We start from the raw sequence: 12,016 nt of genomic DNA, 5'->3' as shown, positions 1-12,016 counted from the left end.
GTAGAGCAGCTCCGTACCGAGCGGTAGGGGGCGGGAGAAGGAAGTTACCGGCGGTACACCATAGGCTTCGGGCGTGGCAGAGGACGCAGAACACCCGGAGGTACGGCCGCGGGCACGGCGCGAGTACCGCATGGAGGAGCTGGCGCGACTGGCCGGCATCACCGTGCGCACCCTGCGCTTCTACCGCGAGCGCAAGCTGATCCCGCCACCCCGCCGCGAGGGCCGTATCGCCTGGTACGACGACCACCACCTGGCCCGTCTGCGCACCATCGCCGCCCTGCTGGAGCGCGGCCACACCCTGAACGGCATCGCGGAACTCGCGGAGGCCCTCGACCAGGGACGCAACGTCGCCGACCTCCTCGGTGTCGGCACCCCCACCGAGGAGGAGCCGGTCCGCCTCACCCCGGAGGAACTCGCCGCCCGCTTCGAGGGCGAGGTCACCCCGGAGAACCTCGCCGCCGCCATGGAGCTGGGCTACCTCGGCACCGACGGCGACGAGATCGTCCACATCAGCCGCCGCCTGCTGGACGTCTCCTCCGCGCTGGTCCGTGAGGGCATCCCGCTCGGCGAGGTCCTCATGGCCGCCACCCGCGTCCGCGAACACGCCGACGCCCTGGCCGAACTCTTCACCACCCTGATCCTGCGGTACGCCCGCGGCGAGGACCTCCACCGCCTGCGCCCGCTGGCCCGGAGCGTGGTGGAGGCGGAGCTGTCCCTGGCCCTTGACCGGAGATTGCGGAAGCAGGAGGACGGGTAACGTCCCCAGCGTCACACGTCCATCCGTCATCCCTCGGCTCCCATGACTGCCGAGCGGCCGGCGGCCATCGGTGGCAGGGGGGAGCCGGACAGTGTCCGAGGAGGAACGGGCCACGCCCGAGGAAGCGACGCAGCGTGCCTGGCGGGTGCACGCCGTGCTCGCGGAGTGGACCCGCACCGCCGACGCCAAGGCCTCCTTCGCCCTGGCCATGGAGTCCGCCGCCGTCGCCGCCGTGGTGGCGATGTCCGGCTCCGGACAGCGGCTGGGCCGTGTCTCGGGCCTGCTCCCCGAGACGCTCCTGTGGACGGGGCTGACGCTGCTCGCCCTGTCCGCCGTACTCGCGGTCCTCGCGGTGGTGCCCCGCCACGAACGGGACGGTCGGGTGAGATCCGCCCACGCCGACGACATCATCTTCTACGGGCACATACGCCACTGGACTCCCGACGAGCTCGCCGACAGCCTCTCCCGGCACGAGCCGCTGCCCGCGCTGGCCCGCCAGCTGGTCACCATGAGCCGCATCCTCTGGGCCAAACAACGGCTGGTGCGGCAGTCGCTGTTGACCGCGGTCGCCGGCTGTCTGCTGATCGCGGTCGGGGCCCTCACCGGCTGACCGCGGACCGAGGCGAGAGGACGGCGATGACGGCGGAGTTCCCCGGCGGCCCCACCGGACGCGGACCCGGCCGGACCCCCTTCTGGGACCTGCTGGACGACCCCGCCCGCGCCACGCTGCGCCGGGCCGGGCGACCGGCGGAGTACGCGGCCCGCGAGGAACTGCTGCGCCAGGACGACCTCACCGACCACCTCCTCGTCGTGGGCCGCGGATGCGTCAAGGTGACCACCGTGTCCGCCGCCGGCTACCAGGCGGTGTTGGCCCTGCGCAACCCCGGTGACCTGCTCGGCGAACAGGCGGGCCTCGACGGCGGCCCCCGCTCGGCGACGCTGACCGCGGTCACCCCCGTGCGGGCCCTGGTGATACCCGCCGCGGCGTTCCGGTCGGCGGTCCGTGACCATCCGGTCATCACCGGCGCCGTCCACCAGGTGCTGTCCGCCCGGCTCCGGGACGCCGACCGGCAGCGCACCTCGGCGGGCGCGGACCCGCTCGCCTCCCGGCTCGCCGGACTGCTGCTGGACCTCGCCGCGACCCACGGCCGACGGCACGCCTCCGGAACCATGGAGATCGGACTGCCGCTGTCCCAGGACGACTTCGCGGGCCTGATCCTCGGCTCCCGCAGAACGGTCAGCCGCCTCCTCGAACAGTGGCGGGCCGACGGCTGGGTGAGTACCGGCCGCACCCATCTGACCATCGACAACCCCGACGCCCTGAAGCGAGTGCGGGAGGGCGGGCCGGCGGCCGGAACCGGATGACCGGTCCGCGGCTCACAGATCCGTCCAGGCCAGCCGGGAGAAGCCGTACTCCTCGGCGACGGGGTTCCACGCGGCGACGAAGTCCTTCTTCGCCTTGGTGGCGTCATCGCTCGCGGTGGCCGCGTCGTGCCAGGCGCTCGTCGCGGCGGCACTGCCGGAGGCGCAGTCGCCCGACACGGCGTCCACCACGCGTACGTAGGCCCGATCCGCCGCCTCCGACCTGCGCCAGGCGGTGCGCAGGTCGGAGGCCAGGCCGTCCGGGAGCTCGTCGAGACCGAGCGCGTCCAGCTTGTCCACCAGTCCGGCCCGCGCGTCGGCCGCATCGGCGAAGACCCGCCTGTCGTCCGACAGGTCGTTGCACTGCGTCAGCGACGCCACCGCGTCGGCGACGCCACCGCGCCGGCCGGTGTTCTCGGTCAGCAGTCCGTTCAGCGCGCGTGCCTGTGTCTCGCGGGCCGATGTGGTCGAGGTCTCGCTCTGCCGGGTGGTGGTGTCCGCTGCGCCGTCGCTGCCACTGGCGGAGCCGCCGCCATGCCCGTTCCACCAGACGCCCAGGGCGACGAGGACCAGGACCGCCCCGATCACCGCCGCGGCCACCCGGCCCGCCCCCGAGCGCCGGCCACCGCTCACCGCAGGACGGTACGGGGGCGGGACGAACGAGGGCACGGGCCCACCGGCCGGTGCCGCCGCACCGGGAGCGGGGGCACCCTGCAGGCGCGTACCGCCGGGGCCCGTACCGCCCGAGGCCGCGCCGGGCGTCGGCCCGCCGGCGGGACGACGGCCGGGCCAGGTGACGGGCGCGGTGTCGAACGCCCGGCGCAGCGGATCGAGCCACTCGGACAGGGTGGGCCGGTCGGACGGCGTGCTGCTCAGGCCACGCTCGGCCAGGTCGCCCACGGTCCGGTCGACGCGCCGCAGCGCATCCGTGTCCTGTCCGTGCTGTTCGTGCAGGAAGAGACGGGTCGCGAGGAGCGCGAACTTGTAGCCGTCCCCCTGTGTCGTCTCGGGAACCTCATCGGCGGGCAGCTGCCAGCCGGGCGTCTGCACGGGTTTGAGGGCCCATGCCCCGGCCAGCCCCATGGCGTCGCAGTCGATGAGGAAGCAGCCGGGCCGTTGCCCCGCCAGCGAGAACAGCAGGTTCTTCGGGGACAGGTCACCGGCCACCACGCCGAGTTCGTGCAGCCGTTGGAGGGTGTCGGCGAGGGCGAGCAGCAGGCCGAAGGTCTGACGGGGCGACACCTCGCCCACCATCTTGCCCACGAAGTCCAGGGGGTTGAGCAGGAACTCGAAGCCGGCGGTCTTCCTGTCCCCCGAGGGCACGGTGATGAAGAACTCGTCCGGGATCTGCCGCATCAGGAAGCCGCGGACGTCCGACCCCTCGGTCACCAGCGCCGCGGGCCAGGCCGTGTGCCGGGCCATCCACTCGCCCACCGCGGGCGGCCGGCCGGGCAGGAAGGCGACCATGCGGTCCAGCACGTCGACCCGGAGCTGGCCGAGCGCCTTCGGCTTGTACTCCTTGTAGGCCACCGGCCAGGTCTTGTTGATCAGCCGCTTCTCGACCTCCCACACGGTGCCCTGGCCACCGTCCCCCAGGGTGCGGCCCAGCACCAGCTGCGCCTTGGGGATCCGCACGGCTCCCGAGCCGGTCACCGCGTCCCACCGGTCAGGCGGTGCCGGGGCCAGACGGCGAGGAGGGTGCGGTCGTCGTCGAACGTCTCCCGGGAGAAGTCCAGCAGGTGGGCCAGGGCCCTCGGCTCCGGCGGCGGCACCGACAGCCCGTCGGCGAACAGCTGTCCCACCAGGCCTGTGCCATCGCCGAGCGGCACACCGAAACCGTCGGTGCCCACCAGCAGGACGCCGTCCGCCGGGAGCGTGTACGTCATCGGCCGTGACCGCGCCGACAGCCGTGGCAGCGCGACCACCGCCGTACTGGAGATGTCGTCGGAGCCCGCGTCCTCGTCGTGCAGCAACGGGGCGTACCGGCCTCCCTGCAGGCACCAGGCCGAGGAGTCCCCGGCGCGGATCACCGTCACCCGCATGGCGCCGCCCTCGACCGGTGTGACCGTGCCTGTCACGAGGGTCGTGGCCAGCGTGCGGGACGCCTCCGCCCGGTCGGCCTCGGACGGTTCCCGGCCGTGCGCGACCCGCATCAGCAGCTGATACGCGGCGGCCTTCAGGACCCGGGACCAGTCCGGCCCCGGCCGGTCCTCGCCCAGCTGGACCAGCAGGTCGTTCACGGCGGTACGGCAGGCCAGCGCCGCTCCCACATGCGACTGGTGGGCCGAGGAGACGCCGTCGGCCACGGCGAAGACGACCGTGCTCGTCGGCTCGTGCCAGGCGACGACCACGTCGTCCTGCCGGGGCCGGCCGCCGAAACGGTGCGCGTCCCCACGTACGGAAGCCAGCCGGACGGTCAGGTGCGGGGTCGACCACCCGTCGAAGATCGTGTCGGGCCGGTAGGGGTCGGCCGGCGGCGGTTTCGGCTCCACGTGTTCCGTGGGGATGCCGAGCACGATGCGCCGCCACCGGTCCGCCTCCTGCACGGCGCCGGGCCCCCGCGTTCCCTGACCCCGCTGCGGCGCGGGCTCCTGGGCACGTGGCGCCGCGTGCCGGGGCCCGGGGCCGGCAAGAGCTCCGGCCTCACCCGGCGCGCCGCCGCGGGCCTCCCGCGCCTGAGCCGGGGCCCCGTCACCGGTCCGCGGAACCGTGCCCGACGCCGCCGCGTCCGAGCGCCCCGCACCGGAACCCTCCCACCACGCCGCGCCGTCGTACGACCGGTACCCGCCCGGGCCGCCCTCGTAGGACGGCGACCGACCCTGCCCGCCCTCGTAGGACGACGACCGACCGGCACCCTCCTCGTACGACGGCCGGCCGGTCGGCCCGTGCCGCACATCCGGTCGTGCCGTGCCCTCCCGTGGCTGCGCGGTGGACCAGCCCTGCGGGGTCGGCCCCTGCCGCGGGTCGTACGGTTGCGGTGCGCCCGGCTGCACGGGCCGGGACGGGCCGGGCTGCCGCGGTGCGGCGAGGTCCGGGCCGTCGTACTCCGGGACGGAGTAGTCGGGAACGTCGTACGTGGGCACCGTGTACTCGGAGACCGCGTAGTCGGTGACCCGGTACTCGGGTGCCGGCGGTCCCGGGGGCTGGCGCTGCTCGTCGCGCCGCGGCTCGGGAGGCGGCGCGGGCTCCGTCGGATCCGGGGCGTCCCCTTCCTCGGCCGGCTGACCCTTCCCCCACCGGAATCGCGCCCGTTTCTCCACGTCAGACCTCATCGATCGCGAGCCTGAAGCCCTCCGGCTTCTCCACCACCAGCTCGGGCTGCCCCGACGCCATCGCGTTGCCCGACTCGACCACGCTCTTGGTGAGCGCGGTGAAGAACTTGGCGATGGAGTCGCCGAGTTGGGCGCCCGGGATGGACACGAACGCGAACTCCTGCTGTGTCGCCACGGACAGGATGGTCTCGGCACGGGCCTCACCGATCCCGAACGCGATGACGTTCGGCGCCGCCCCGGTGACGGACCGGTCGGTGAGCCGGCGGTGTGTCTCGCGCCACTCCTCGCCGCAGGTGGGCTGCCCGTCGCTGAGGAAGAAGACAGCGGGCCGGTGCACGCGGTACCCCTGGGACTTCAGCGTCCGCACGTCCTGCGGGATGCGCTGGAGCAGTGCCCCGAACGCGGCGTCGTAGTTCGTGCCGCCGCCCGCCGACAGCCGTGGCAGCTCGGCCTCGCTCCTCAGATCGGCCAATATCAGCCGTTCCTTCACCCCGTTGGCGAAACCCAGCACCGAAAAGCGCACCTTGGCGGCCGCCATCGGCTCCCCCAGCAGCGCGACGTGCAGCGACTTCATCCCCTCGTTGAGATCGCCGACGTAGCCCGTCATCGATCCCGACTCGTCCGCGAGGACGTACACGGGCAGCAGTTGCCCCAGTGTCTCGGCCATCCCAGTCTCCCCTCGACCGTTCAGCTGTCCTGCTCGACCACGACCGGCCTGAGCCCCTGCGGGCACTCCAGCCGCAGCTCCATCTGCCCGGCGAGCGCGCTCCGGCCCAGGTGCAGCAGGGTCCGCTGCAGCAGGACCGAGAACTGCACCGCCGACTGCGCCAGGTCCGCACCCTCGACGGCGACGACGCCCAGTTCGGGCCGCGAGGCGAGCCGCTGCACCGCCCGGACACGGTCCGGTCCGATCCCGCAGGCCACCAGGTGCGGAAAGTACTTGTGCGCCATCAACTCGGCGTGCGCCACCGGCCATTCGCCGTCGTCCTCGGCCTGGCCGACGGCGAGGAAGAAGACGACGGGCCGCAGCACCCGCGGCACCTGCTCCTTCAGCCGCTCCGTCTCCAGTGGCACCAGGTCCAGCAGCCGCCGCAGCACCGGCCGGTAGCGGCAGCCGGGCGTGGTGGTCAGTCCCGGGACGCCGGTGCGCCAGGAGACCTCGGTGAGCGGCAGCACCACATCGGCACCGTCGGCGTACGTGATCACCGACAGGCGGATCGCACCGGCCACGTCGGGGCTGTTGGCGAGGAGCGTCTGCACCGAGCGCAGCGCGTTCCCCAGGTCGGTGACACAGCCGGCCGCCGCCGTCGAGGTGTCCAGGACGACGTACACCGGGATCAGTCCGCTCGGCGGCGCGGACGCGGGGGCCGGGGTGCTGCCGCCCCACTGCACGGGCCCGCCGCTCGGTACGGCCGCGGGCGCGGACGCCGAGTGGTCCGGGCCCTGGGGCACGGATCCCGTGGTGAACGAGGGTGCGACGCCGGCGTCCGGTCGTTCGAGGACCCCTGCGACTCCCGCGCCGGGGGCGCTCGGCCCGAGCACACCCTGGCGCAGCCCGGGAAGGTCGACCTCCCGGATCACGCCCCGCTCGATGAGGTACTTGACCATCTCGGCGTGCCGCTGGTCGCGGATCTCGTGCTGGGTGGCCTCGGTCTCCCGGACCCGGGCCAGCAGCTCCAGGGCATGCGCGGTCTGCTCCGGGTGGCGCACCAGGTGCTCACGGATGAGGTTCTCGAAGTCGAGCACCGTGCCGTCCAGCGTGGCGCGCTCCGCCGCCTGTCGGCGTCTGCGGCCGTCGGCCCGGATGTCCTCGATCAGCTCGTCGGAACGGGCCTCGCCGACCCGCGCGTCGTGGGTGTGCACCTCCAGGCGGGCGCGCCGCCGGGCCTCCTCGAGCTCCTTGATGTGCCGGGCCGCCGCGTCGTCGGGCTCCATCTGGACCTTGCAGTGATAGATGGTGATGCCCTCGGGCAGGCGGATCTCCCGGTCCAGCTCGTGGTTGACCGCCAGCTGTGCCGCCATGGCGTCGGTGATGGGGAACCGTGCGGCGCACAACCGGATGCGGTCGGTCAGATACCCGTACACGACGGCCGGCGCGTCCCGCACGTTTCTGGACACCACCAGCGCCGGATCGTGCACCCGGAAGCCGACGTCGATCGTCGCCTGGAACCGGTGTCCGCCGTCCTTGCAGGTCAGCGGGGTCTTGGTGACGGCGGCCTGGCGCCGGTGGTCGCTGAGGTCGACGACGTAGCAGGCACGGTTCTTGCCGAACCAGCGCTGTCCGAACGTACGCACCCGCTCGACCTCGAAGGGGCCGCCCTCGACCGGGTAGACGATCGCCACGGCGGGCGGGAGGTTCGGCAGCTCACCCACCCGGCTGCGGGCGATCGCGCGGTCGTTGAGGATCAGCGAGATGGTCATCTTCCCACCCTTTCCAGGTCGAGCTGCGCGTGCACCATGGCGGCTGTCAGCGGCAGCCGCACGATCCGGTCCGGGTGGGTCCAGGCCTCGGCGCAACCGCGCAGGATCCGGCCGGAGCGCACGTCTCCGTGTGCGATGGCGCCGACGAGCAGCCGGAGCATCTCGCGCAGTTCCGGGTCCCGCTCGGCCAGCGCGGCCCAGCCGCCGATGACCTGCTCCGCCTCGTCGTGGAAGAAGGACTCGTTCAGCGCGCCGCGCCACAACCGGACGAACGGGTCGCGCAGTTCGGGCCTGCGGTGGGCCAGGTGGAGCAGGGTCGGCCACTCCGGCGTCGCGGCGCCCGGCGCACCCGTCTCGATGTCCTTGGTCTCCACGACCACCTGGGCGGCGACGATCAGAAAGGCGAGGGTCGCCGCCCGGCCCGAGCGGTGCTCCTCGGCACCGGCCCGCAGCGTGGACAGCACGGATCCGGTCACGTTCGGGTCGGCGGCCACCAGGTCGGCCAGCGCGAGGCCGACGGCCACGGCCACCGTCACGCTGTCGACCGCGAGCAGCCGGGCGAGCTCCTCGACGGGGCGGTCGGACACTGCTCCCAGGCCGTGCACGCGGGCCGCGGTGGCCCGCGGCGCGGGACGCTCGTCCGCGTACCAGCCGTCGACCAGGGCGGCCGCCTGCTCCCGCACCCAGGGGTGCTGGCAGGCCACGGACAGGGCGTAGGCGACGGCGCTGCGACGCAGCGCGTTGTCGCTGCGCGCCCAGGGGCCGAGGATGCGGCGCTCGATGTGCCGGTAGGCCTCGGCGGCGAGCAATCCGAGACCGGAGGCCGCCGCGCAGACGCGCACCTGCTCCGCGGGGTGGACCACCAACTCGGCGAGCCAATCGAGCAGTTCGCCCTGGATCTCGTACTGGGTCCAGGCGTGCACGATGACCCGGCGCGCATAGCCGGGGTCCTTGTACTCCAGCACCTTGCCCGGCTCGCCGTCCGGCTTGTCCAGCTCGTGGGCGCGCAGCCGCAGCAGCTGCCGCCGCCGGGGCGTCTCGAAGGGGGCGACGGAGCGGGGTACACGCCCGTCGGGCCCGGCCGCCCTGACGTAGGGGGTGTCGTCCTCCAGCCGTTCGCGCAGTGACCGGGCGGCCTCGGCGACGTCCTCCTGCGGCAGGCCGTTGAGCACGGCCAGGGCCAGGGCGAAGCTGCGTGCGGCGGCGTCCGGCAGGCTCTCGGCCCAGATCTCGAAGTCCTCCACCTCCAGCCGGGCCCGGTGCTCGCGCAGCCGGTCCAGGTCGACGCCGCCGGTCAGGTCAAACTGCTCGCTCAGCGCCGCGGCGAGGTCCCCGGCCTGGCGACAGGCCGGGAGGTCGCCCAGCAGTTCGCCGATCACGTCACACACCTCGTCGCGCGCCAGCAGCCGGTCGGCGTCGCGTTCGGTGAGCCGCCACCGCAGGTGCGCCCGCACCACGTCCAGGGGCCGTGGAGCGGCCGTCAGGTCCCGGACGGCGGCGAGGAGTTCGCCGTCCGCGAGTTCGCCGTCCGCCACCGTGACGACCATCCAGGCGTCCGCCTGCGAGAGCGCGCCCTGGACCTTTTCGTACGTGTCGCGCCCGAGGTTGGCGATGTCGTCGGGCCGCTCCAGCAGGAACCCCGCGCCGTGCTCGATGGCTCCGGTGTCGTTCTCCAGCTGCTCGGCGAGGTGGGCGAAGTCGACGCCGCTGTCCAGGTGGTAGAGCGTGCCCCGGCAGGCCCCGAGGAGCAGCCGTACGGCCATGGCGGACTTGCCGTACCCCGCCGCGCCGCGCAGGATCAGCACCCGCTGCCGGGTGAGGGCGTCGCGGGCGTCGGGAAGGTCGGCGGGCGCGCAGTACGCGAACCGGACACGCTCGGCGATGAGCGGGGACAGCACACGCAGCCTGCGTCTGCCGCCGCCCAGCAGCACCACGTACTTGTCGCCGCCGACCATGTCGCCCTCGACGTTGGCGACGGCGTGCTGCAGATGCCCGCGCCGCTGCGAGCCCTGCCCGAGCTGGCCCGTCGCCTCGTACGACTCCGCACCGGGGCCGGACTGCGGCGGCGGCGCGCTGTCGTCCGCGCCCGCCGCCGGCTGCCCCGGGGGCGGGCCGTCGGGGGTGTCTCCGGCGGGTTCCTGGCCCGTGCCCGGGGCGGGCGGTTGGGGCGCGTTGCCCGCGCCGCCCGCCCCGGGTCCCCCCGGCCCGGCCGCCGGCCGGCTCCCCCCTGCTGAACCGGCGACCGGGGCTCCTGCGGGCGTGCCGACCGTCATGGCCGGACGCTCCCGGTGGTGTGGATGGTCACGTGCTTGTCGTGGGCGATCTGGTCGCCCTGGACGGTCTCGGCATGCTGCCAGACGGTGGGGCGGTCCTCGGTGCCGCCGCGAGGGCCCCGGGCGGGGGCGGGCTGTCCGGCGGAGTCGCCGGTCCCGGGTGCGTGCGCAGGGCCGCCGGAACCGGTGGCGGCCGGGCCGGCCGGCCGACCGGGGGAGGCCGGCTGCGCAAGCCCGGGCGGGGCCGAGTACCCGGGGACCGTGATCCAGCTGCTGATCGTCTCGCCGTGCTTGGTGGTGAAGGCGCAGGGCAGGTAGGCCGCGGGGTCGATGCCGCGGTGGCCGTGTCCGATCACGCCGCGGTGGACCTCGCCCGAGACGGCGAAAACCATCCGCGCGGAGGGTGCGGCAATCAGCACGTCGCGTAACGGCTGCGCGTCCACCAGCCGGCACGCCGTGTTGACGGCGTCGCCCGACCACCCGTGCGCGTCGCGTGCCGCCAGCCCCTGGTGCAGGGCCAGGCGCAGCCGGAGCGCGTGTTCCGCGTTCGACTGTTCCGCGTATTCCCTCAGTTCCTCGTCCAGTTCGCTCACGAACGGCCCTGCGAGCAGAAGCGGGGACACGGACGGCTTGACCAGCATCAGCACTCCGTCGCCGCGGTCCTCCGTCACGGTGTCCGCCACAGCGAGCCCGGCACGCTCCATCGCACCGGTGAGCGCCCGGTACATCGCGGCCCGCACCCGCCGCTGCACGGGATCGCGGCGCGAACTGAAGTTCTCGACGTCCAGCACCATGATCCAGTGGTGCGTGGCCTCACCCGCCATGCGCGTGCCTCCCCGTACTCCCCGTGCTCCCCGTGCCCCGCGGGCCTTCCGATGCTCCCGGTGCTCTCCGCGGGCGTGCCGCTGATCGATCGGCTTCACCAGTAGACGGCATACGGAGGGGGGCGGTCCACGCCATTTGGCGCACTCGCGGGAATGGCCGAAAACGATCCATGACGGACGTTCGAAGGCACGAACACTCGCGCGATTTACACACTCTGCAAAGCAGGGGCAGGCACGTACCGCTCCGGCGTGCCGCACCGGGAGCCGCCCGGCGGAACCGCCTAGAGGTCGTAGACGACGGTCACCGGCGCATGGTCGGACCAGCGCTCGGCATGGGTGGCCGCGCGCTCGACGAAGCCCTTGACGGCCTTCCCGGCGAGACCGGGCGTGGCGACGTGGTAGTCGATGCGCCAGCCGGAGTCGTTGTCGAACGCCCGCCCCCGGTACGACCACCAGGTGTACGGCCCCGCGACGTCCGGGTGCAGGGCACGCACGATGTCGACGTAGCCGCCCTCCCCGGCGGCGAACACCCGGCCGAGCCACTCGCGCTCCTCGGGCAGGAAGCCGGAGTTCCCGGTGTTGCCGCGCCAGTTCTTCAGGTCGGCCTGCTGGTGGGCGATGTTCCAGTCGCCGCACACGACCACCTCGCGGCCGTCGGCGGCCGCGCGCTCACGCAGCGCCTTGAGGTGGCCGAGGAACTCCCCCATGAACCGGACCTTCTCGTCCTGCCGTTCGGTGCCGACCTCGCCGGAGGGCAGATAGAGGGAGGCGACGGTGACACCGGGCAGGTCGGCCTCGACGTAACGCCCGCTGCCGTCGAACTCGGCCGAGCCGAAACCGATCCGGACCCGGTCGGGCTCGCGCCGTGTGTAGAGGGACACGCCCGCGCGCCCCTTGGCGGCGGCCGGGGCGTGCACGACGTGCCAGCCGTCGGGCTGCCGCACCTCCTCGGGCAGCTGATGCGGCTCGGCGCGCACTTCCTGCAGGCAGACGACGTCCGCTTCCGTCTGGGCGAGCCACTCCACGAAGCCCTTCTTCGCGGCGGCTCGCAGCCCGTTCACGTTCACCGAGGTCACAGTCAGCACCCGGGCACGATACCGGCACACT

General features: G+C 73.6%; 10 protein-coding genes. 3 read left to right on the top strand and 7 right to left on the bottom strand.

All coding sequences use genetic code 11. The features are described from left to right. Positions 1-130: 130 nt before the first annotated feature. The 3 genes from AB0L59_RS25095 to AB0L59_RS25085 all read left to right on the top strand — a co-directional run bounded on the left by AB0L59_RS25095 (position 131) and on the right by AB0L59_RS25085 (position 2,122). A complete protein-coding gene (locus tag AB0L59_RS25095; RefSeq protein WP_365587939.1) occupies positions 131-757 on the top strand; it encodes a MerR family transcriptional regulator in 627 nt (208 codons plus the stop codon). Positions 758-848: 91 nt separating this feature from the next. Then, positions 849-1,367 carry a Pycsar system effector family protein gene (locus AB0L59_RS25090; protein WP_365587559.1) on the top strand — a complete coding sequence of 173 codons (519 nt, stop codon included), beginning with the start codon at positions 849-851 and terminating at the stop codon, positions 1,365-1,367. Between the two features lie 26 nt (positions 1,368-1,393). Continuing rightward, positions 1,394-2,122, top strand: coding sequence for a Crp/Fnr family transcriptional regulator (locus tag AB0L59_RS25085; RefSeq protein ID WP_365587558.1), 729 nt, complete (start codon positions 1,394-1,396; stop codon positions 2,120-2,122). Between the two features lie 12 nt (positions 2,123-2,134). Here the strand turns inward: AB0L59_RS25085 and AB0L59_RS25080 are convergent, their stop codons facing one another. The 7 genes from AB0L59_RS25080 to AB0L59_RS25050 form a co-directional block, all read right to left on the bottom strand. Beyond that, the gene (locus AB0L59_RS25080) at positions 2,135-3,772 is read right to left on the bottom strand and encodes a hypothetical protein (protein WP_365587556.1); all 1,638 of its coding nucleotides are present in this window, start codon (positions 3,770-3,772) and stop codon (positions 2,135-2,137) included. Next, positions 3,769-5,391, bottom strand: coding sequence for a protein phosphatase 2C domain-containing protein (locus AB0L59_RS25075; RefSeq protein ID WP_365587554.1), 1,623 nt, complete (start codon positions 5,389-5,391; stop codon positions 3,769-3,771). The genes AB0L59_RS25080 and AB0L59_RS25075 overlap by 4 nt, the downstream gene beginning before the upstream one ends. Next, the gene (locus AB0L59_RS25070) at positions 5,381-6,058 is read right to left on the bottom strand and encodes a hypothetical protein (protein ID WP_365587552.1); all 678 of its coding nucleotides are present in this window, start codon (positions 6,056-6,058) and stop codon (positions 5,381-5,383) included. The genes AB0L59_RS25075 and AB0L59_RS25070 overlap by 11 nt, the downstream gene beginning before the upstream one ends. A 20-nt stretch (positions 6,059-6,078) precedes the next feature. Then, positions 6,079-7,812 (bottom strand): hypothetical protein, encoded by a 1,734-nt coding sequence (locus AB0L59_RS25065; protein WP_365587551.1) that lies wholly within the window; start codon positions 7,810-7,812, stop codon positions 6,079-6,081. Then, positions 7,809-10,085, bottom strand: coding sequence for a proline-rich domain-containing protein (locus AB0L59_RS25060; protein WP_365587549.1), 2,277 nt, complete (start codon positions 10,083-10,085; stop codon positions 7,809-7,811). Before AB0L59_RS25060 ends, AB0L59_RS25065 begins: the two co-directional genes overlap by 4 nt. After that, positions 10,082-10,909, bottom strand: coding sequence for a hypothetical protein (locus AB0L59_RS25055; protein WP_365587546.1), 828 nt, complete (start codon positions 10,907-10,909; stop codon positions 10,082-10,084). The genes AB0L59_RS25060 and AB0L59_RS25055 overlap by 4 nt, the downstream gene beginning before the upstream one ends. 281 nt (positions 10,910-11,190) lie before the next feature. Next, positions 11,191-11,994, bottom strand: coding sequence for an exodeoxyribonuclease III (locus AB0L59_RS25050; protein ID WP_365587543.1), 804 nt, complete (start codon positions 11,992-11,994; stop codon positions 11,191-11,193). Positions 11,995-12,016: the final 22 nt, after the last annotated feature.

Origin of the sequence: Streptomyces sp. NPDC052109, from assembly GCF_040680195.1 — a bacterium.
Lineage (GTDB): Bacteria > Actinomycetota > Actinomycetes > Streptomycetales > Streptomycetaceae > Streptomyces.
Note: the sequence above shows the minus strand (reverse complement) of the source record. Positions and strands in the feature narration are given on the sequence as shown.

What these genes read in the sequence shown, in the direction of transcription:
- AB0L59_RS25095 (WP_365587939.1), top strand. Translation starts at nt 131, where the DNA reads ATGGAGGAGCTGGCGCGACTGGCCGGCATCACCGTGCGCACCCTGCGC.
- AB0L59_RS25085 (WP_365587558.1), top strand. Translation starts at nt 1,394, where the DNA reads ATGACGGCGGAGTTCCCCGGCGGCCCCACCGGACGCGGACCCGGCCGG.
- AB0L59_RS25075 (WP_365587554.1), bottom strand. Translation starts at nt 5,391, where the DNA reads ATGAGGTCTGACGTGGAGAAACGGGCGCGATTCCGGTGGGGGAAGGGT.
- AB0L59_RS25070 (WP_365587552.1), bottom strand. Translation starts at nt 6,058, where the DNA reads ATGGCCGAGACACTGGGGCAACTGCTGCCCGTGTACGTCCTCGCGGAC.
- AB0L59_RS25065 (WP_365587551.1), bottom strand. Translation starts at nt 7,812, where the DNA reads ATGACCATCTCGCTGATCCTCAACGACCGCGCGATCGCCCGCAGCCGG.
- AB0L59_RS25060 (WP_365587549.1), bottom strand. Translation starts at nt 10,085, where the DNA reads ATGACGGTCGGCACGCCCGCAGGAGCCCCGGTCGCCGGTTCAGCAGGG.
- AB0L59_RS25055 (WP_365587546.1), bottom strand. Translation starts at nt 10,909, where the DNA reads ATGGCGGGTGAGGCCACGCACCACTGGATCATGGTGCTGGACGTCGAG.